The sequence below is a fragment of the Streptomyces armeniacus genome (assembly GCF_003355155.1).
Lineage (GTDB): Bacteria > Actinomycetota > Actinomycetes > Streptomycetales > Streptomycetaceae > Streptomyces > Streptomyces armeniacus.
This window is the reverse complement of the sequence record NZ_CP031320.1, coordinates 4,147,867-4,168,006: the sequence shown is the minus strand read 5'-3', so window position 1 is coordinate 4,168,006 and position 20,140 is coordinate 4,147,867. Positions and strand designations below refer to the sequence as shown.

The 20,140-nt window shown below is 70.1% G+C and carries 19 protein-coding genes; 8 read left to right on the top strand and 11 right to left on the bottom strand.

The window, feature by feature from the left end; translation table 11 throughout:
• Positions 1–114: 114 nt before the first annotated feature.
• The 5 genes from DVA86_RS18005 to DVA86_RS17985 all read right to left on the bottom strand — a co-directional run bounded on the left by DVA86_RS18005 (position 115) and on the right by DVA86_RS17985 (position 3,807).
• A complete protein-coding gene (locus tag DVA86_RS18005; RefSeq protein WP_208879641.1) occupies positions 115–1,314 on the bottom strand; it encodes a DUF475 domain-containing protein in 1,200 nt (399 codons plus the stop codon).
• Between the two features lie 39 nt (positions 1,315–1,353).
• Positions 1,354–1,929 carry a TerD family protein gene (locus DVA86_RS18000; RefSeq protein ID WP_208879640.1) on the bottom strand — a complete coding sequence of 192 codons (576 nt, stop codon included), beginning with the start codon at positions 1,927–1,929 and terminating at the stop codon, positions 1,354–1,356.
• A gap of 145 nt (positions 1,930–2,074) precedes the next feature.
• On the bottom strand, positions 2,075–2,650 hold the full coding sequence (locus DVA86_RS17995) for a TerD family protein (protein ID WP_208879639.1): 576 nt from the start codon (positions 2,648–2,650) through the stop codon (positions 2,075–2,077).
• 117 nt (positions 2,651–2,767) lie between these two features.
• Positions 2,768–3,229: a peroxiredoxin gene (locus DVA86_RS17990; RefSeq protein WP_208879637.1), complete on the bottom strand. Its 462-nt coding sequence runs from the start codon at positions 3,227–3,229 to the stop codon at positions 2,768–2,770.
• Positions 3,230–3,366: 137 nt separating this feature from the next.
• Positions 3,367–3,807, bottom strand: a complete 441-nt coding sequence (locus DVA86_RS17985) for a DUF3052 domain-containing protein (protein WP_208879636.1) — start codon at positions 3,805–3,807, stop codon at positions 3,367–3,369.
• Between the two features lie 321 nt (positions 3,808–4,128).
• Here DVA86_RS17985 and aceE point away from each other — a divergent pair, with 321 nt between their 5' ends.
• Positions 4,129–6,861 (top strand): pyruvate dehydrogenase (acetyl-transferring), homodimeric type, encoded by a 2,733-nt coding sequence (gene aceE / locus DVA86_RS17980; RefSeq protein ID WP_208879634.1) that lies wholly within the window; start codon positions 4,129–4,131, stop codon positions 6,859–6,861.
• 149 nt (positions 6,862–7,010) lie between these two features.
• Here the strand turns inward: aceE and DVA86_RS17975 are convergent, their stop codons facing one another.
• Positions 7,011–7,466 carry a peptidase inhibitor family I36 protein gene (locus tag DVA86_RS17975; protein ID WP_208879632.1) on the bottom strand — a complete coding sequence of 152 codons (456 nt, stop codon included), beginning with the start codon at positions 7,464–7,466 and terminating at the stop codon, positions 7,011–7,013.
• Positions 7,467–7,705: 239 nt separating this feature from the next.
• On the bottom strand, positions 7,706–9,319 hold the full coding sequence (locus DVA86_RS17970) for an MFS transporter (protein WP_208879630.1): 1,614 nt from the start codon (positions 9,317–9,319) through the stop codon (positions 7,706–7,708).
• Positions 9,320–9,428: 109 nt separating this feature from the next.
• Between DVA86_RS17970 and DVA86_RS17965 the strand changes: the two genes are divergently transcribed.
• The 3 genes from DVA86_RS17965 to DVA86_RS17955 all read left to right on the top strand — a co-directional run bounded on the left by DVA86_RS17965 (position 9,429) and on the right by DVA86_RS17955 (position 12,399).
• On the top strand, positions 9,429–10,058 hold the full coding sequence (locus tag DVA86_RS17965; RefSeq protein WP_245996731.1) for a TetR/AcrR family transcriptional regulator: 630 nt from the start codon (positions 9,429–9,431) through the stop codon (positions 10,056–10,058).
• Positions 10,059–10,174: 116 nt separating this feature from the next.
• The gene (locus DVA86_RS17960) at positions 10,175–11,419 is read left to right on the top strand and encodes an alpha/beta hydrolase (RefSeq protein WP_425470855.1); all 1,245 of its coding nucleotides are present in this window, start codon (positions 10,175–10,177) and stop codon (positions 11,417–11,419) included.
• Between the two features lie 56 nt (positions 11,420–11,475).
• The gene (locus DVA86_RS17955) at positions 11,476–12,399 is read left to right on the top strand and encodes a DUF4429 domain-containing protein (protein ID WP_208879628.1); all 924 of its coding nucleotides are present in this window, start codon (positions 11,476–11,478) and stop codon (positions 12,397–12,399) included.
• A gap of 85 nt (positions 12,400–12,484) precedes the next feature.
• Here DVA86_RS17955 and DVA86_RS17950 read toward each other — a convergent pair whose 3' ends face one another.
• A complete protein-coding gene (locus DVA86_RS17950) occupies positions 12,485–13,297 on the bottom strand; it encodes a serine hydrolase domain-containing protein (protein WP_208879626.1) in 813 nt (270 codons plus the stop codon).
• Positions 13,298–13,376: 79 nt separating this feature from the next.
• Between DVA86_RS17950 and DVA86_RS17945 the strand changes: the two genes are divergently transcribed.
• Both DVA86_RS17945 and DVA86_RS17940 read left to right on the top strand, forming a co-directional pair.
• Entirely contained in the window at positions 13,377–13,847 is a 471-nt protein-coding gene (locus DVA86_RS17945) for a MerR family transcriptional regulator (protein WP_208879625.1), read from the top strand.
• A gap of 6 nt (positions 13,848–13,853) precedes the next feature.
• On the top strand, positions 13,854–14,870 hold the full coding sequence (locus DVA86_RS17940) for an aldo/keto reductase (RefSeq protein WP_208879624.1): 1,017 nt from the start codon (positions 13,854–13,856) through the stop codon (positions 14,868–14,870).
• A gap of 27 nt (positions 14,871–14,897) precedes the next feature.
• On the opposite strand, the gene DVA86_RS17935 is transcribed toward DVA86_RS17940, so the two are convergent.
• From DVA86_RS17935 to DVA86_RS17925, 3 genes are all read right to left on the bottom strand, one after another.
• On the bottom strand, positions 14,898–15,590 hold the full coding sequence (locus tag DVA86_RS17935) for a response regulator (RefSeq protein WP_208879622.1): 693 nt from the start codon (positions 15,588–15,590) through the stop codon (positions 14,898–14,900).
• A complete protein-coding gene (locus tag DVA86_RS17930; protein ID WP_208879620.1) occupies positions 15,587–16,963 on the bottom strand; it encodes a sensor histidine kinase in 1,377 nt (458 codons plus the stop codon). The genes DVA86_RS17935 and DVA86_RS17930 overlap by 4 nt, the downstream gene beginning before the upstream one ends.
• Before the next feature lie 127 nt (positions 16,964–17,090).
• Complete coding sequence (locus tag DVA86_RS17925; protein WP_208879619.1) at positions 17,091–17,810, bottom strand: pirin family protein; 720 nt, start codon at positions 17,808–17,810, stop codon at positions 17,091–17,093.
• A gap of 61 nt (positions 17,811–17,871) precedes the next feature.
• Here DVA86_RS17925 and DVA86_RS17920 point away from each other — a divergent pair, with 61 nt between their 5' ends.
• Positions 17,872–19,080, top strand: a complete 1,209-nt coding sequence (locus DVA86_RS17920) for a PucR family transcriptional regulator (RefSeq protein WP_208879617.1) — start codon at positions 17,872–17,874, stop codon at positions 19,078–19,080.
• A 100-nt stretch (positions 19,081–19,180) separates the two neighbouring features.
• Entirely contained in the window at positions 19,181–20,131 is a 951-nt protein-coding gene (locus DVA86_RS17915; protein WP_208884832.1) for an ACP S-malonyltransferase, read from the top strand.
• The last annotated feature ends 9 nt before the right edge of the window (positions 20,132–20,140 follow it).

Sequence of the window (20,140 nt, the reverse complement as noted above, 5' to 3'; positions counted from 1 at the left end):
CACCCACTCGGTCGTACCGCCAACTGCCGCGGGGCGGCGTCGAGTCGGACTCGGCGCCGCCCCGCAGAGAGCGTTCCGCATTCGGGCCGCGATGACACACCCGCGGCCGGACGATCACACTCCGGACGGTACCTCCGGCTTGGCCTCGCTGTCGTCGCCGCCGTCGCCGGCGTCGTCGTCACCGTCGTCGCCGCCACCTCCGCCGCCGCCGTCGTCGCCTCCGGCAGCGATCGCGCGGTTACGGCGCACCGAGGACCAGAAGGACGCGGCGATCAGGCCGACGCCGAGGAGACCGGTGATCACCTCGGAGATCTGGTACTTGATGGTGATCAGGAGGAGCGCGGCCAGCGCGCCGATGGCGTAGTGAGCGCCGTGCTCCAGGTAGACGTAGTCGTCCAGGGTGCCCTGACGGACCAGGTAGACCGTGAGCGAACGGACGTACATGGCGCCGATGCCGAGGCCGAGCGCCATCCAGAAGATGTGGTTGGTGATGGCGAAGGCACCGATGACACCGTCGAACGAGAAGGACGCGTCCAGCACCTCGAGGTAGAGGAACATGAAGAAAGCGGCCTTGCCCGCCAGGCCGACCATCGTCGGGTCCTTGCCCGCCCGCTTGGCCGCTTCCTCCTCCTCGTGCTCGCGCTCTTCTTCCTCCTCCAGCTTGTTCTCGAAGTGCCCTGAGAGACCGGCGACCATCAGATAGGTGATCAGGCCGAGGATGCCTGCCGTCAGCACCGTGGCCGACTTGTCGACGTGTGCGCCGCCGTGCTGGTGAGCGCCGGTGGCGAGGGTCACCGCAGTCACGAACAGCACGATCAAGGCGATGCAGACGGACAGCATGTCCACCTTGCCCAGCCGCGCCAGCGGGCGCTCCAGCCAGCCGATCCACTTGTGCTCGTGGTCGTCGAAGATGAAGTTGAGGAAGATCATGAGCAGGAACATCCCGCCGAACGCCGCGATCGACGGGTGCGCGTCGGTGACGAGCTGCTCGTAGCGGTCAGGCTCGTCGAGCGCGAGCTGCACCGCCTCCACCGGGCCGATCGAGGCGCTGATGGCGACGATGACGACCGGGAAGACCAGCCGCATCCCGAAGACCGCGATGAGGATGCCGATGGTCAGGAAGATCTTCTGCCAGAAGGCGTTCATCTTCTTCAGGACACCGGCGTTCACCACCGCGTTGTCGAACGACAACGAGATCTCCAGGATCGAGAGGATCGCCACGACGGCGAAGCCCTCCCACCCCCAGAAGTACGCGGCCAGGGCCAGACCCGCGGCAGTGACGCCGAAGGACCAGCCGAAGGTTTTCAGAATCACTGGCTACCCAATCGTCTGTATCTCTTGCTGAGACGCGCTTTACGAAACGTTGACCCCGAAGTCTAGGGCGATGCCCCGCAGCCCTGACGCGTACCCCTGGCCGACTGCACGGAACTTCCACTCCCCGCTATGGCGGTAGAGCTCGCCGAAGATCATCGCGGTCTCCGAGGACGCGTCCTCCGTGAGGTCGTACCGGGCGAGCTCCTGCCCGTCATCCTGGTTGATCACACGGATGTAGGCGTCGGTGACCTGTCCGAAGGTCTGGTGCCGGGCTTCGGCTTCGTAGATGGACACCGCGAAGACGACCTTGTCGATCTGCGCGGGTACCTGGGAGAGGTCGACCAGAACCGTTTCGTCGTCGCCTCCGGAGCCGCCGACCAGCTCGTCACCGGTGTGCTCGACCGAGCCGTCCGGGCTCTTGAGGTTGTTGTAGAAGATGAAGTACTCGTCCCCCAGGACGCGGCTGTTCGCGCACAGCAGCGCACTGGCGTCGAGGTCGAAGTCCACACCGGTGGTGGAACGTGCCTTCCACCCCAGGCCGATCTGGACCTTGGTCAGGTTCGGTGCGGCCTTGGAGAGGGAGACATTGCCCCCCTTGGCGAGTGTGACACCCATGTTGTTATTCCTCTCCCCTGTGATGCGCCCAGTGTGCTGAAGAGATCGGCGCCGCACACTTCCCCGACCGGGAAGTGTGCGGCGCCGTACCTTTGCCGAGATCAGGTGGACCCGTCGACGGTCGGGCCGCCGGACATGGCGTACGTCAGACGTTGACGCCGAAGTCCTGAGCGATACCCCGCAGACCCGAGGCGTACCCCTGGCCCACGGCGCGGAACTTCCACTCGGCGCCGTGCCGGTAGAGCTCACCGAAGACCATGGCGGTCTCGGTCGAGGCGTCCTCGGTCAGGTCGTAACGGGCGAGCTCGTTGTTGTCAGCCTGGTTCACCACGCGGATGTACGCGTTGCGGACCTGGCCGAAGCTCTGCTGACGGGCCTCGGCCTCGTAGACGGAGACCGGGAAGACGACCTTGTCGACGTCTGCCGGCACTCCCGCGAGGTTGACCTTGACGACCTCGTCGTCACCCTCGCCCTCACCGGTGAGGTTGTCACCGGTGTGCTCCACGGAGCCGTCGGGGCTCTTGAGGTTGTTGAAGAACACGAAGTTCTGGTCGTTGGTGACCTTCCCCTCCGCGTTCACCAGAAGCGCGCTGGCGTCGAGGTCGAAGTCCGCGCCTGTGGTGCTGCGTGCGTCCCAGCCCAGACCGACGATCACGGCGGTCAGGCCCGGGGCTTCCTTGGTCAGCGAGACGTTGCCGCCCTTGCTGAGGCTGACTCCCACGAGTCCTCCTGAGAATTGTTCGTGAGGAGCACTGCGTGCCCCCGTGTTTATTACAGATGCCGATGGATCAACGAGTCGATCCTAGTGAGCGGTTCCCATCGCTCCCAGGGGAACCGCTCAGAGAGTTTCGACGGCCTTGATGTACTCGTTCAAGTCGCGGGCGTCGGGCAGACCGTTGACCACGGTCCAGCGCACAACACCCTCCTTGTCGATGACGAACGTACCGCGCACCGCGCAGCCCTTGTCCTCGTCGAAGACGCCGTAGGCGCGCGAGGTCTCGCCGTGCGGCCAGAAATCCGAGAGCAGCGGGTACTCGAGGCCCTCCTGCTCGGCGAAGACGCGCAGGGAGAACGGAGAGTCGTTGGAGACGGCGAGCAGCTGGACGTCGTCGTTGACGAAGTGCGGCAGCTCGTCACGGAGGGCGCACAGCTCCCCCGTGCACACGCCGGTGAACGCGAAGGGGTAGAAGAGCAGGACGACGTTCTTCCGACCCTTGAAGTCGGAGAGCGAAACGGTCTCGCCGTGCTGGTTCTTCAGGGCGAAGTCCGGGGCCTTGGTGCCGACCTCGAGAGCCTTCATGGGTTCGATTCCCCTCGGTAAGCGGTGAGTGACGCGGCCCAGCCTACGCACTCCGCCACCGCACGTCCCCGGCAGCCGTCGACTGCCGGGGCGCACTGGTCAGGGGCCGCCCGCACGGCTGCCACCCGGGGAACCGGCTACCGCTTGCCGGACTTCGCCGCCTTCGGCGTGACCAGCCGGGAGCCGGTCCAGTCCTTGCCCGCGTTGACGTTGCTCGTCTGGGCGAGACCCGCGGTCTGTGCGGCCTCGCCGATCTCGCTCGCCTCGACATAGCCGGGACGGCCGGTCTTCGGCGTCAGCAGCCAGACAGGGGCGCCTTCGTCGATCATCGTGGTGGCGTCCACCAGCGCATCCGTCAGATCGCCGTCCTCCTCGCGGAACCACAGCACCACGGCATCGGCCACATCGTCGTGATCTTCGTCGACGAGCTCCGTGCCCGTGACGGCCTCGATTCCCTCACGGAGTGCCTGCTCGGCGTCGTCGTCGTAACCGAGCTCCTGGACCACCTGCCCGGGCTGGAAACCCAGCCTTGCGGCGGGGTTGGTCCGCTCCTCCGCGTGGTCCGCGGTCGCGCTCACGGATTGCCTCCTGTCTCTTCCGGTATTAGATCTCGCGCCTCACACATACGCGAGGCATGAGCCGTAGTCCACACGGGCGGGACCGATCGCGCAAGTACCCGGCCGTCCATCCCGCACAAACGTTGACGTGTCATCCCACAATGCATGATCCGGAGGGCTTCGCACCAGATCGTTCCATCCAGCGGATGCCCGGATTGCCCCAGGTGGTCCTGGCGAGCCTGGATGGTTACTCAGCGGTAGAGATGACGTTTCCCCGGCAGCAGTACACGATGGAGTCGGCGCGATACCAGGCACTACACGACCGAACAGCGAAGGAACAGCGTGGCTTCCGGATCCGATCGCAACCCGATCATCATTGGCGGCCTTCCCAGCCAGGTCCCGGATTTCGATCCCGAGGAGACCCAGGAGTGGCTCGACTCGCTCGACGCGGCTGTCGACGAGCGCGGCCGGGAACGGGCCCGTTATCTCATGCTCCGGCTCATAGAGCGCGCCCGCGAGAAGCGCGTGGCGGTACCGGAGATGCGCAGCACGGACTACGTCAACACCATTCCCACCAAGGCCGAGCCGTTCTTCCCCGGCAACGAGGAGATCGAGCGCAAGATCCTCAACGCGACGCGCTGGAACGCGGCCGTCATGGTCTCCCGGGCTCAACGTCCCGGCATCGGGGTGGGCGGCCACATCGCCACCTTCGCTTCCTCCGCCTCGCTGTACGACGTGGGCTTCAACCACTTCTTCCGCGGCAAGGACGACGGCAAGGGCGGTGACCAGGTCTTCTTCCAGGGGCACGCCTCGCCCGGCATCTATGCCCGCGCGTTCCTTCTGGACCGCCTCACCGAAGCGCAGTTGGACGGCTTCCGGCAGGAGAAGTCGCGGCAGCCCAACGGTCTCTCCAGCTACCCGCACCCGCGGTCGATGCCCGACTTCTGGGAGTTCCCGACCGTCTCCATGGGGCTGGGCCCGATCGGCGCGATCTACCAGGCCCGGATGAACCGCTATATGGAGGCCCGCGGCATCGCCGACACCTCCGCCTCTCATGTGTGGGCGTTCCTGGGCGACGGCGAGATGGACGAGCCGGAGTCCCTCGGGCAGCTGTCCATCGCCGCCCGCGAGGGCCTGGACAACCTGACCTTTGTGGTCAACTGCAACCTCCAGCGCCTGGACGGCCCGGTCCGCGGCAACGGGAAGATCATCCAGGAGCTGGAGTCGTCCTTCCGCGGCGCGGGCTGGAACGTCATCAAGCTGGTCTGGGACCGCTCCTGGGACCCGCTGCTGGCACAGGACCGCGACGGCGTGCTCGTGAACAAGCTCAACACCACGCCCGACGGCCAGTTCCAGACGTACGCCACGGAGTCGGGCGCCTATATCCGCGACCACTTCTTCGGCGGCGACCAGCGGCTGCGGACCATGGTCGAGGGCATGACCGACGACCAGATCCTGCACCTGGGCCGCGGCGGGCACGACCACCGCAAGGTCTATGCGGCGTACAAGGCGGCCAAGGAGCACAAGGGCCAGCCGACGGTCATCCTGGCGCAGACGGTCAAGGGCTGGACCCTCGGCCCGAACTTCGAGGGCCGCAACGCGACCCACCAGATGAAGAAGCTGACGGTCGAGGACCTCAAGCGCTTCCGTGACCGGCTGCACCTGCCGATCCAGGACGAGGAGCTGGAGTCCGGCCTGCCGCCGTACTACCACCCCGGCCGGGACTCGGAGGAGATCCAGTACATGCACGACCGCCGCCAGGAGTGCGGTGGTTACGTGCCGACCCGGCTTGTCCGCGCGAAGCCGCTGGAGCTGCCGCCGGACAAGACCTACGCCGCGGTCAAGAAGGGCTCGGGCCAGCAGCAGATCGCCACCACGATGGCGTTCGTCCGGCTGCTGAAGGACCTGATGCGGGACAAGGAGATCGGCAAGCGCTTCGTGCTGATCGCCCCCGACGAGTACCGCACGTTCGGAATGGACTCCTTCTTCCCGTCGGCGAAGATCTACAACCCGCTCGGGCAGACCTACGAGTCCGTCGACCGGGAGCTGCTGCTCGCGTACAAGGAGAGCCCCAACGGGCAGATGCTGCACGACGGGATCTCGGAGGCGGGCTGCACCGCGTCGCTCATCGCGGCCGGCTCCGCCTACGCCACGCACAACGAGCCGCTGATCCCGATCTATGTCTTCTACTCGATGTTCGGCTTCCAGCGCACCGGTGACCAGTTCTGGCAGATGGCGGACCAGCTGGCCCGCGGCTTCGTGCTGGGCGCCACCGCGGGCCGTACGACGCTGACCGGCGAGGGCCTCCAGCACGCGGACGGCCACTCGCAGCTGCTGGCGTCCACGAACCCGGCGGCCGTGGCGTACGACCCGGCGTTCGGCTTCGAGATCGCCCACATCGTGCAGGACGGGCTCCGCAGGATGTACGGCGAGAACAGCGAGGACGTCTTCTACTACCTCACCGTCTACAACGAGCCGATCCAGCAGCCCGCGGAGCCCGAGGACGTGGACGTCGAGGGCATCCTGAAGGGCCTCTACCGCTACCGGGCGGGCGAGCAGGGCACCCACGCCGCGCAGATCCTCGCCTCCGGCGTTGCCCTGGCCTGGGCGCTGGAGGCGCAGCAGATCCTGGCCGAGGAGTGGAACGTCAAGGCCGACGTCTGGTCCGCGACCTCGTGGAACGAGCTGCGCCGCGACGCCGTGGCGGCGGAGGAGCACAACCTGCTGCACCCCGAGGAGGAGCAGCGCGTCCCCTATGTCACGCGGAAGCTGCAGGGCGCCGACGGCCCGAAGGTGGCGGTGTCGGACTGGATGCGCGCGGTGCCGGACCAGATCGCGCGCTGGGTGCCGGGCACGTACCAGTCGCTCGGCGCTGACGGCTTCGGCTTCGCGGACACGCGGGGCGCGGCACGGCGCTTCTTCCACATCGACGCGCAGTCGATCGTGCTGGGTGTGATCACCGAGCTCGCCCAGGAAGGCAAGATCGACCGCTCGGCGCTGAAGCAGGCCATCGATCGCTACCAGCTGCTCGACGCGTCCGCGGCCGACCCCGGTGCGGCGGGCGGCGACGCGTAAGCACCCGCGGTGCGGTGAGGGTCCGGCCGTCGGCCGGGCCCTCACCGCTTTCCGCGGCGATTGGCAGGGATGCCGCGGATGCCACCGGCGCCGGAGCGCCGCCCACGCCCTCGGCAGCACTGCCCAGGACAGCAGCGCGCCCGGATTCATCAGCGCTCCCAGATCTTGAAGGCCCGGACCTGATAGGCGGATTCGGGCGTGTAGGAGCCACCGGGATGGGTGTGGAACTCCCCCGTCTCCGCGCACTCCGCGCTCTGGTACACCGTCACCGGCCTGCCCGTGCGGTTGGCGTACGCCTCCGCCGCGAAGCCGTCCGGCAGCACGACGCAGCTCTCGGTGTCGGTGCCGGCCAGCTCGTACGTCTGCCGCTTCCCCTCGAACTGCGGCTGCTCCCAGAGGCACAGCTGCCCCGCGCCGCAGTCGCCGAGCTCGCCCGCGGCGGCTCGGGGGTCCTGCGGCGCCGCCGCGGCCTGCGCCGGCGCCAGGACCGCGGTGGCCAGCGCGACGGCGGCAGCGGCGGTGAGGACCGTGGCCGCGGTGCCGGCAGGGCGGCCGGACGGAACGCGCGACGGACATCCGGCAGCCGATGCGTGGTGGCTGTTCATGGCGATCACTCCCCGTTCGGGGCCGGGCGGCTCTCCGCCCGGCGGTGTGATCAGCCTTCCGGTCCCGCTCGCCGACTGCCAAGCGTCAACGGCCCAATTCACCAGTACTGATGGCCGAGTTGTCCACAACTTGCCGGTAGTCCACAGGCCGGAACGGGAAACGCGACGGAGGGGTACGGTTCCACAGATCCGTACCCCTCCGTGTGCCTACGAGCACGCAGAGCGCATGCCCGGCGACGTCAGATGTGCACGGACGGCCCCGCGTCGTTCTGACCGCTCTTGGTGAAGACGGCCACGCCGGCCGCCAGCACCGCGACGATCCCCGCGCAGGTGAAGGCCAGCCCCATACCGGAGATGAACGACCCGTGCACGACATCCGTCATCGCGTCCGCGATCTGCTCCGGCGCGCCCTTGGGCGCCGGAGGCGCGACCCCCACCTCTGCGGCGCTCTTCAGCTGGTCTTCCTGGCCCTCCTTGAGGGGCGGAAGCTTGGCCTCCGACCACTTCTCCGGCAGCGTCGTGTCCACCCGCGAGGCCATCACGGCGCCCAGCACGGCCGTGCCGAGGCTGCCGCCGACCTGCATGCCCGCCTGCTGGAGACCGCCGGCGACACCGGCGTGCTCAAGAGGCGCGTTGCCGACGATGACCTCCGTGGCTCCGACCATGACCGGTCCGAGGCCCAGCCCGAGCAGGGCGAACCAGAGGGAGGTGGCCAGCGTGCCGCTCCCGGCGTCCAGCGTCGACATGCCGAACATCGCGACGCTGGTCAGCAGCATCGCGGTGACCAGCGGGACACGCGGCCCGAACTTGGTGATCAGCGAGCCCGCCAGCGGCGAGGAGACGATCATCATCGCGGTCAGCGGCAGCAGATGCAGACCGCTCTCCACCGGCGTCATCCCGTGCACGTTCTGCAGGTAGAACGTCACGAAGAAGATGCCGCCCATGAAGCCGAAGGCCATCAGCACCATCAGCACGGTGCCCGCGGACAGCGGCACCGAGCGGAACATCGTCAGTGGCAGCAGCGGCTCACTGACCTTCGTCTCCCAGATGGTGAACACCACGAAGCAGGCGAGCGAGGCGAGCAGGAAGACGATCGTGGCGCCGTCCGCCCAGCCCCATTCCGGGGCCTTGATGAGCGCCCAGATGAGGCAGAACATCGCGCCCGACAGCAGCGCAATGCCCGGGATGTCGAACGAGCGGGGCCGGTTCTCGGCGCGGTGGTCCAGCAGGATCACCAGGCCCATCGCCAGCGCGACGGCCCCGACCGGGACGTTGATGAAGAACACCGACTCCCAGTTGACGTGCTCGACGAGCAGCCCGCCGACGATGGGCCCGGCGGCGGTCGAGGCGCCGATGACCGCGCCCCAGATCCCGATGGCCGTGTTGAGCTTCTCCGCGGGGAACGAGGCCCGCAGCAGGCCGAGGGCGGCGGGCATCAGCAGCGCGCCGAAGAGGCCCTGGAGCACGCGGAACGCGATCACGAGAGACACGCTGCCGCCGAAGCCGATGGCGGCGGAGGCGATGGCGAATCCGACGACGCCGATCAGAAAGGTCTGCCGGTGACCGAAGCGGTCGCCGATCTTGCCCGCCGTGATGAGCGCCACGGCGAGCGCCAGCAGATAGCCGTTGGTGATCCACTGCACATCGGCGAGGCTCGCGCCGAGGTCCTGCTGGATCGCCGGGTTGGCGATGGCGACGATCGTGCCGTCGAGGGCGACCATCGTGACGCCCAGCGCGACGGTGAGAAGGGTCAACCAGGGGTGCCCGCGCACTCCGTTACGTGCGGCCTCTGACTTCCCGGGCTCTGGTGGCTCCGGCCCGTCCTTCGTGACGGTGGGGGTCTGGGAACTCATAGGATGAGATTAGTGTCAGCCGCTGACAATTGACAAACCAATCAATGAGTCGGTAAGTGTCAAATAGCTCACCATCACCGTGGGCAGCGAGGACTGGAGGTGCCGGACAGTGACCGGCCTGCGTGAGCGCAAGAAGCAGCGCACCCGGGATGCCCTTATCCGAGTGGCGCACGAGCTGTTCGTCAGCAAGGGCTACGACGAGACCACCGTCGACGAGATCACCGACGCGGTCGACGTCTCCCAGCGCACCTTCTTCCGGTACTTCGCGAGCAAGGAGGCCGTCGCCTTCGCGCTCCAGGAGGAGATCGAGTCCCGGTTCTACGAGGCCGTGGTGGCACGTCCGCCGCACGAGTCGCCCATGCGGGCCCTGCGCAACGCCCTCGACGCCAACTGGGCGGGCATCGGCGACGCGATCCAGGAGGTCGTCCCGATCAGCGTGCACATGCGGATGTGGCAGATCATCGAGACCACGCCGTCGCTGCTCGCTGTCCACATGCGGCGCTCCACGGAGCTTGAGGACCGGCTCGTCGCCGTCCTCGCCGCCCGGGAGGGCCTCGACCCGCGCGAGGACCTGCGTCCACGCGTCCTGGTCGCGCTGTTCCACGGCGTGATGCGGGCGGCCGGACGCCAGTGGGGCACCGGCGAGGACATCACGGTGGCGGGCCAGCAGGAGGTGGTGGAGCGCTGCCTGGACCTGATGGGGCCGGTGCTGAGCGACGACTGGTCGAGCCACACCTGAGCGCGTGACCGCTCGCGCTGATGGCACCCGTTCCGCCGCCTGCTGTCCGCCAAGAGGCGTGAATTAGGTCACGGGATGTGCGTCCGCGACGGTGCTTCTCCTAGGGTTGCGCCCTAGTGATTTCGTTCTCCGCTCTCAGCTCCCCCCTGTCCGGATCCGGGTTCCCCGCCACCGAGGCACCGGACGCCACTGCCTGGCGCGCCCTGCTGACGCTGGCGGTGGTGTTCGTGCTGCTGGCCACGACCGGCTGGACCGCCGTCAAGGGCCACGAGGCCACCCCGGGACCACGGGCCGCGGCCCTGATGGCCTGGGACAAGGGCACCGTCGCGGGCCGTCAGCTGCCCGACGCCGAGGGGGCGTCGCCGCGCAAGGTCAGCGGCTTCTTCGGCTCTCTGACCGAGCGTCAGCGAGAACGGCTGGCGGACCGCTATCCCCTTGTCGTGGGCAACCTCAACGGCGCCCCCGCGGAGCTCCGCTACCGCGCCAACCACGCCGCCCTCGTCGACGCCCGCGATACCGAACGCAAACGCATGCACAGCTCCGAACTCACCGAAGAGGGCCGCCACATGGCGGGCCGTCGCATGCACCGCTTCGAGTCCATGGTCGCCGGGGACCGGCAGATCCTCGCCTTCGACCCGACCGGCTACGGCCGCGCCGCCGAGGTGTTCGGCGACCTGGACCGCGCCGACCGCGTCTCGGTGATCGTGCCCGGAGTCGACACCGAGCTGCTGACCTTCGAGAAGACCGAACGCAGGCACACCGCCCCCGTCGGCATGGCCAAAGCGCTCCAGCGGAAGCAGCACGCGGCCGCGCCCAGCGTCCGTACGGCCACCGTCGCCTGGGCCGACTACACCGCCCCGCGCGGCCTGGGCGTGGACGCCGCCTCCGTGACGCTCGCGCAGGACGGCGCGGACCGGCTCGTGGACTTCGTACGCGGCGGCCTGCCCGGCGGCTCCCAGGTGTCCCTCTTCTGCCACAGCTACGGTTCGGTGACCTGCGGTGTCGCCGCCGACGAGCTGCCCTCCCGGGTCTCCGACATAGCGGTTTCGGGCAGCCCTGGCATGCGGGCCGACAGCGTGGCGGAGCTGCACAGCAAGGCCCGGGTGTGGGCGATGCGGGACGGCGACGACTGGATCGCGGACGTGCCGCACATGGAGTTCGGCGGGCTCGGGCACGGCGCCGACCCGCTCTCCCCCGGTTTCGGCGCCCGCCGGCTGTCCGCCGACGGCGCGTCAGGCCACGCGGGATACTTCGCTCCGGGCACCAGCAGCCTCGCCAACCAGGCCGCCGTCGGCACCGGGCAGACCTACACGATCGACTGCGCGGACGGCGCCGAGAACTGCGCGGCGGGCACGGATTAACGCGCGTAGCGCGGCAGAGGGGGACGTGCGGGCAACCGCCGCATACGATGGCCCACATGGGTGACGTACTGGCTGGAATTCACTCCACCTGGGAGTTCGACACGGACTCCGTGCTCATCCGCTTCGAACGGGGGATCCGCACACCGAAGCTGTTCCATGTGCTCGCGGAGCGGCGGATTCCGTACGAGGCCCTGAGCACGGTCGAGCTGGCGCCGGGCGGCAAGCGCGGCACTGTCGTGCTGCGCATGGTGCCGCGGGAGGGCGCCGATCCGCTGCTGGAGGCTGCCGACGGGCAGCTGAAGGAGGCCAGCGATCCGTATCGGCTTGTGCTCCCCGCCGAACGCGAGCTGCTGGCCGACTACTACGCCACTGAGCTCCGCTCCGCCCTCGGCCCGGAGGCCGCCGAGCCCGCCGAGCGCCACCTCGTCGAGGCGCCGGCGCCGCCGCTCAACTTCAAGGCGTACGACGGCAAGGCGTCCTTCGACGGCAAGGCGGTCACGTTCCGCTGGTTCTGGACGGGTGCGTCGTCCGCCAAGTGGAGAGCGGGCGACCAGTCGTTCAACGTGGACGAGCTGGAGGGCCTCGAGTGGCGTTCGCCCGAAGTCTTCAACGGGCATCTGCGGCTGCGGCGGCGCAGCAGTGACGGTTCTCCAGCGCCGGGCGGCGACGGCGTGGAGACCGCGGCGGACCAGGATCCGGCGGCGGTGGTGTTCGGGCTGGGCTACGGGCTGGTGTACGAGTCGCTGCCGTTCGCCGCGTCCGTGCTGGCCGCCCTGCGCGCGGCCGAGCCCGCCATGGCGCTGGAGACCGCGGGCCCCGGCCCGCACCACCACCGGGCCGCCCGTACGGAGGGGATGGAACGGGCGGATCCCGCGGACATCGCGGAACGCATCCGGCACCTCGGCGAGCTGCACGAGGCGGGGCTGCTGACGGACGACGAGTTCTCGGCGAAGAAGGCCGACCTCCTCGCGGAGCTCTGAGCCGGATCGCGGGTCACGGGTCGCGTCACGGGCCGGCAAGCCCGGTTCACCGGCTCCGGGCCCCGCGCACGCGCCTGAGCCCCGCTCAGAGCGCCGCGAGCACCGCGTCCGTGAAAGCGGGCCACGCCTCGACCGCCCACGGCCCGAACGCACGGTCCGTGAGCACGACGCAGGCGGCCCCGGCGTCCGGGTCCACCCACAGGAATGTACCCGACTGACCGAAATGCCCGAATGTGCGCGGTGACGAGGAACTCCCCGTCCAGTGCGGCGACTTGCCGTCCCGGACCTCGAAGCCGAGCCCCCAGTCGTTCGGCGACTGGTGCCCGTAACCGGGCAGGACGCCCTTGAGGCCCGGATACACGACCTCGGTGGCCTGCTCGACGGTGACCCGGGCGAGCAGCCGCGGCGCCTGCAGCTCCGCGGCGAAGCGGGCGAGGTCGTCGACGGTCGAGACGCCGTCCTTGGCCGGCGAACCGGGCAGTTCGGTGCCGGTCATGCCCAGCGGCGCGAGCACCGCGTCCCGCAGGTACGACGGGAAGGGGATGTCCGTGGCCTTGGCGATGTGGTCGCCGAGCACCTCGAAGCCGGAGTTGGAGTAGAGCCTGCGGGTGCCGGGCGGCGCCATCACGCGGTGCTCGTCGAACGCGAGCCCCGAGGTGTGTGCGAGCAGGTGGCGGACGGTGGACCCGTCCGGCCCGGCCGGTTCGTCCAGCTCGATCGCGCCCTCTTCGACGGCGACGAGCGCGGCGTACGCGGCCAGCGGTTTCGTGACCGAGGCGAGGTGGAACGGGCGCCCCGTGGGCCCGTACGCTCCGGCGAGGCTGCCGTCCGCCCGTACGACGGCCGCCGCGGCGGCCGGCACCGGCCAGTTCTCGATCGTCCGCAGTGCGCTCTCCATGGCCCGAAGCCTAACGCGGCGGATTTTGCTCCCCGTTTCCGCTTGCTTGGAGTGCACTCCAAGTCCGTAGCGTTCACTTATGACCGTGATGGAGACGGAGACAGCGGAAGAGATCACCGAGCCTGACGCCTGTGTCGCCCACGGGCAGGTGACGCACCCGCGCCCGGAGGGCAAGGACGCGTACACCATCAGCGAGGTCGCCGCCTGTACGGGTCTCAGCGCGCACACCCTGCGCTGGTACGAACGGATCGGGCTGATGCCGCACGTGGACCGCTCGCACACCGGTCAGCGCCGCTTCACCAACCGCGACCTGGACTGGCTCGACCTGGTGAACAAGCTGCGGCTGACCGGCATGCCGGTGGCCGACATGGTGCGGTACGCCGAGCTCGTACGGGCCGGGGAGCACACGTTCGGCGAACGCCTGGAGCTGTTCGAGGCCACGCGCCGGGACGTGCAGCGGCGGATCGCGGAGCTCCAGGAGACCCTCGCGGTCCTCAACTACAAGATCGACATCTATTCGAGCGCCCAGCGGGCGCCGGAGAGGGCTTGAGAGTTCATGAGCACGGAGAAGATCCCCACCGCGCGGCTCGGCAACGGCGGACCCGAGGTCGGCGTACAGGGCCTGGGCTGCATGGGGATGAGTTTCGCCTACGGCCCGACCGACGCCGACGAGGCACGCGCCACCCTCGAACGGGCCCTGGAGCTGGGCGTCACGTTCTACGACACCGCGGACGCGTACGGCTCCGGTGACAACGAGGAGTTCCTCTCCCCCTTCGTACGGGCGCACCGCGACGAGGTGGTCATCGCCACCAAGTTCGCCCTCGGCATCCCCGCCGACGACCCGACGAAGCGGATCATCCGGAACGACCGGCCCTATCTGCGCGAGTGCGTCGAGGCCAGCCTGCGGCGGCTCGGCGTCGACGAGATCGACCTCTACTACATGCACCGCAAGGCCCCGAACGTGCCGATCGAGGACACGGTCGGCGCCATGGCCGAGCTCGTTCAGGAGGGCAAGGTCAAGCACCTGGGCCTGAGCGAGGTCACCGGCAGCGAGCTGCGCGCGGCGCAGGCGGTGCATCCGATCGCGGCGCTGCAGTCGGAGTGGTCGGTGTTCAGCCGGGACATCGAGGAGAACGTCGTCGGCGCGGCACGGGAGCTGGGCGTCGCCCTCGTCCCGTACTCGCCGCTCGGCCGCGGCTTCCTCACCGGCGCCTTCGCGGACGCGGAGAAGGACCTGAGCAGCGACGACTTCCGGCGCCAGCACCCCCGCTTCACCGGCGGCAACGCGGCGAAGAACGCCTCGCTGCTGGACCCCGTACGCAAGATCGCCGAGGCGCATGGCGCGACGCCCGGACAGATCGCGCTGGCCTGGGCGCAGCAGCGGGCGGCCGTGCACGGGCTGCCAGTGGTGCCGATCCCGGGCACCCGCAAGCGGAGCCGCGTCGAGGAGAACACCGGGGCAATCCGCATCGAGCTGTCGGACAGCGCGCTGGCGCTGCTCGAGCCCATCGCGGCGCAGGTCGCCGGGCCGCGCTACGCCGACATGTCGTTCACGTCCGCGGGGCGGGACTGACGTACGCCCCCCGCGTACGGGGCGTGCTCAGCCGATGTCGCCCGGGGCGACCAGCCCCGACTCGTACGCGAAGATCACCGCTTGGGCGCGGTCGCGCAGGTCCAGCTTGGTGAAGATGCGGCTGACGTGTGTCTTCACCGTCTGTACGGCGAGGACGAGCGACTCGGCGATCTCGCTGTTGGACTCGCCCCGCGCGATGCGTTCGAGCACCTCGGTCTCGCGCTCGGTGAGTCCCCTCAGCCGGGGCGCCGCCGGCGCCCCGCGCGGGGGCGCCGGCGGCCGGGCCGTGAAGTCCGCGATGAGCCGCCGGGTGACCGAGGGGGCGAGCAGCGCCTCGCCCTCGGCCACCACGCGTACGGCCCCGATCAGGTCGGCCGGCGGCGCGTCCTTGAGCAGGAAGCCGCTGGCTCCGGCGCGGAGGGCCTCGTAGACGTAGTCGTCGACGTCGAAGGTGGTCAGCATCAGCACCTTCGGGCGGTGCTCCGCGGGGGCCTCGGGCCCGAGCAGCCGCCGGGCCGCCTCGAGCCCGTCCATCTCCGGCATGCGTACGTCCATCAGCACCACGTCGGGGTGCGTGCTGTGGCAGAGGGCGACGCCCTCGGCCCCGTCGGCTGCCTCACCCGCCACCTCTATGTCGCTCTGCGCGGCGAGCAGCGCGGCGAATCCGGCCCGGACCATGGCCTGGTCGTCGACGATGAGCACGCGGATGTACGGCTTCATGCGCTGCTGGGTTCCTTCCCCTCGGGCCCCTCGGGCGGTGTCAGTGGGAGCCTCGCCGCGACCCGGAAGCCGGCGTCGGGCAGCGGTCCGGTGTCCAGGGTGCCCCCGACGAGTCGCACGCGTTCCCGCATCCCGACCAGCCCGTGACCGGTGCCGGAGGTCTCCAGCGGCGGCCCGTGGGGAGTGGGCGAGGGCCCGTTGACGACGAGGACCATGAGGTGCGTACGGTCGCCGGTCACCGTGACCCGCGTGCCGGCGCCGGGGGCGTGCCGCACCACGTTGGCCAGGGCTTCCTGTACGACGCGGTACGCGGACAGCTCCACCGCCTGCGGGATGCCCCGCGCGTGCGCCGCGTCCGCCTCCAGGGACAGCTCGACGGGCACCCCGGCCCGTACGGTCGCCTGCACCAGCTGCGGCACCCGGTCGAGGCCGGGCTGCGGCGCGCGTTCGCCCCGCGTCTCCTCGCTGCGCAGGACGCCGAGCAGCCGGCGCATCTCGGCGAGCGACTCGCGGGCGGTGGCCGCGATGGTGTCGAACTCCTCCCGGGCCGCGCCGGGGAGGCCGTCAATACGGTACGGGGCACTGTCGGCCTGCACGGTGATCACGGACATGTGGTGGGCGACGACGTCGTGCAGCTCGCGTGCGATGCGGTTGCGTTCCTCGAGCAGCGTGCGCTGGGCGCGTTCGGCCTCGCTGATGGTCTCCTGCTCGGCGAGACGGCGCTGCGCGTCGCCCCGTTCGCGCACCATGGCGCCGACGAGCAGGGCGACCGCGCTGAGGACGATCAGCAGGACGTTGCTGCCCTCGCTGCGCTCCTCGTCGACGAAGCCGAGGGCGAGCGAGGCGACGGTCGTGACCAGCCAGACGCCGACGAGGGTGCGGCGGTTCTCGCGCAGGGCGAGCGCCAGGCAGAGCATCAGATAGCCGATGATCACCGGGGGCGGCCAGGGCCACGGGGCGAGTGGGTCGGGCGGCGTCTTCAGCAGCGCGAGGGCGCACACCACATCGGCCGTGATCACCACCCACCAGGCGTGCAGCGGCCTGGTGACCGCCAGCAGCAGCGGCGCGCCCTGCGCCACGGCCAGCGCGCCCGCCCAGGCGCCGGGCAGGTCGTAGTCCTGGGCGAGGACGGTGGCGCCGCTGGGGATCAGGATGAGCGCGAAGACGAAGGCGACGCCGTACGGCAGCCGCCGCATCCATGTCCGCGGAGCGTGCGCCATCAAGGGCGCGGTGGAGCTCGCGGGGGTGGTGAGGGCCTGCCCCAGGGCGTGCAGCTGCGCGAGCACGCCGTGCGGCGGCGGTAGGTCGCCGTGCGACTGTTCCGCCGAGCGGGGCGCGCCGGGGCCGACGTCGGGGGGTGGTGAGGTGGACATGGCGCGACCAGCGTAGATGTGGCGCGGCGGGTGAACGTCACCCTCGGGTCGCGCGTTCACCCCCTACCCGGGTAGGGGGTGAACGCGCGAACCGCCCCTGGCCCGCCGCGCCGCCAACGGCCGCGGGTCAGCCGTAGACCGGCTCCGCGTGCATCTCCCAGACCAGCAGCTCCGCGTCGTCCACCGCCCGCGCGTCCAGGTCCCGCGCGTCCGTGACGCGTGCCGCGTCCCCCGCGCCCAGCCGCTCCCCGCCGATCTCCACCGCGCCCCGGACCACGTGCACGTACACCCACGCCGCGTCGGGCACGGCCGTACGCGCACCGTCCGCCAGCCGCCGTACGTGCAGCACCGCGTCCGTACGCGGCATCGCGTACGGGGTGCCGTCGGCGATGCCGCGCACCACCTCGTACTCGGGCTGGGCCCACGGGTGCGCCCGCCTGTCGCGCCCGCCGCCGCCCGCGGGTTCGGCCTCACGGGGGCCCGGAACGAGCCACATCTGTACGAAGCGCAGCTCGCCCTCGCCCGCGTTCCGCTCCGCGTGCCGCACCCCGTCACCGGCGCTCAGCCGCTGCACGTCTCCGGGGCGTACGACCGTCGCGTGGCCCGTGGAGTCCTCGTGCGACAGGAGCCCCTCGGCGACCCAGGTGACGATCTCGACGTCGCGGTGCGGGTGCGTGCCGAAGCCCGCGCCCGGGGCCAGCCGCTCCTCGTTGCAGGCCACCAGCAGGCCGAAGCCGGCGTTGTCCGGGTCGTAGAAGCCGGAGAACGAGAAGGCGTGCCGGGTGTCTATCCCGGCGGCCGTGTCCCCGCCCTGATAACGGTCGCCCGCGCGCCACACCTGAAGCATGCGCCCAACGGTAATCCGCCCCCGCACCCGCGCACCCCGCCCGATGAGGCAGGCTGGTCACGTGCCTGAACCAACAGAGCCTGCCGAACCGCCGTCGAGCCGACGGCCGGAACACCCGCACACCGCCACGCTGAAACGGCTGGAGCAGTCCTCCGGCAAGCTCGCCGCGGCCGCCATCGCACGCATGGACGAGCAGCTGCCGTGGTACCGCGCGATGCCGCCGGAGAACCGCTCCTGGATCGGACTGGTCGCACAGGCGGGCATCGCGGCGTTCACCGAGTGGTTCCGCCACCCGGAGACGCCGCAGGCCATCAGCACGGACGTGTTCGGCACCGCCCCCCGCGAGCTGACCCGTGCCATCACGCTGCGCCAGACCGTGGAGATGGTGCGCACCACGATCGAGGTTGTCGAGACGGCCATCGACGAGGTCGCCGCCCCGGGCGACGAGTCCGTGCTGCGCGAAGCCCTGCTCGTCTACGCACGCGAGATCGCCTTCGCCACCGCGCAGGTGTACGCCCAGGCCGCCGAGGCGCGCGGCGCCTGGGACGCGCGCCTCGAATCGCTGGTCGTGAACGCCGTGCTGTCCGGCGAGGCCGACGAGGGCGCCGTGTCACGTGCGGCCGCACTGGGCTGGAACTCCCCCGAGCACGTCGCCGTCGTCCTGGGCACCGCTCCCGACGGCGACAGCGAGTTGACCGTCGAGGCCATCCGGCGCGCCGCCCGGCACGCCAAACTGCAGGTGCTGACGGGGGTGCTGGGCAACCGGCTGGTGGTCATCGCCGGCGGGTCCAACGACCCGCTGCGCGCCGCGAAGTCGCTGATCGGCCCGTACGCCCCCGGCCCCGTCGTGGCCGGTCCGGTGGTCGGCGACCTGCTCTCGGCGACCCGTTCCGCACAGGCCGCCGCGGCCGGTCTGAAAGCGTGCGCGGCCTGGCCGGACGCGCCCCGTCCGGTGCTCGCGGACGACCTGCTGCCGGAGCGCGCGATGGCGGGAGATCCTGCCGCGCGCCAGCTGTTGGTGGAGGAGATCTACAGACCGCTGGAGGCCGCCGGCTCCGCCCTGCTGGAAACCCTGAGTGTCTATCTCGAGCAGGCCACGAGTCTGGAAGGCGCCGCGCGCATGCTGTTTGTGCACCCCAACACCGTGCGCTACCGGCTGCGACGTGTGACTGATGTCACCGGATGGCTTCCCTCCGACGTACGTTCCGCCTTCACGCTGCGTGTCGCCCTTATCCTGGGGCGGCTGGCCGACGGAGAGCCCCAGCATTAGGTCTGGACCCGGTCTTTGTCGGGGACCGACAATTCCTCCGACAGTTCTTCGTATCGGTCCTCACGGGCGGTAACCCGTGTCCACAAGAGAGAGTGTGAGAGTGCTCGTACTCGTCGCTCCCGGCCAAGGCGCTCAGAAGCCTGGCTTTCTGACTCCCTGGCTCGACCTTCCCGGCGTCACCGAACGTCTGCGGGACTGGTCGGCCGCCATTGACCTGGATCTGATCCACTACGGCACCGAAGCCGACGCCGAGGAGATCCTCGACACCGCCGTCGCCCAGCCCTTGCTGGTCGCCGCGGCGCTGGTCTCCACGACAGTCCTGCTGGAGGGCCACGACCCGGCCGCCGTCCTCGGCGCCACCAGCGGGCACAGCGTCGGCGAACTGGCCGCTTCGGTCACGGCGGGCGTGCTGTCCGCCGAGACCGCGATGTCCCTCGTACGCACCCGGGCGACCGCCATGGCCGAGGCCGCGGCGGTCACCGAGACCGGCATGTCCGCCGTGCTGGGCGGCGAACCGGAGGTTGTCACCGCGCACTTGGAGAAGCTCGGCCTCACTCCGGCCAACATGAACGGCGGCGGCCAGATCGTCGCCGCCGGCACCACCGAGCAGTTGGCGGCGCTCACGGAGGAACCTCCGGAGGGCGCCAAGGTGCGCGCCCTCAAGGTCGCGGGCGCCTTCCACACCACGCACATGGCACCAGCGGTCGCGGCCCTGGAGGCCGCGGTCAAGGACGTATCCGTGAGCGACCCGGTACTCCCGTACGTCTCCAACAAGGACGGCCGGGTGGTCACTTCCGGTGCCGAGGCCGTCCGGCACCTGGTCGGCCAGGTCGCCAACCCGGTCCGCTGGGACCTGTGCATGGAGACATTCGGCGAACTGGGCGCCACCACACTGATCGAGGTCTGCCCCGGTGGCACGCTCACCGGCCTGGCCAGACGGGGGATGCCCGGCGTACGGAGGCTGGCGCTGAAGTCCCCCGACGATCTCGAAAAGGCCCGCGAGCTGGTCAGCGAGCACGCAGCCGCAGCCGCGGCCGGCACGGCCGAATAGCCGAAGAGG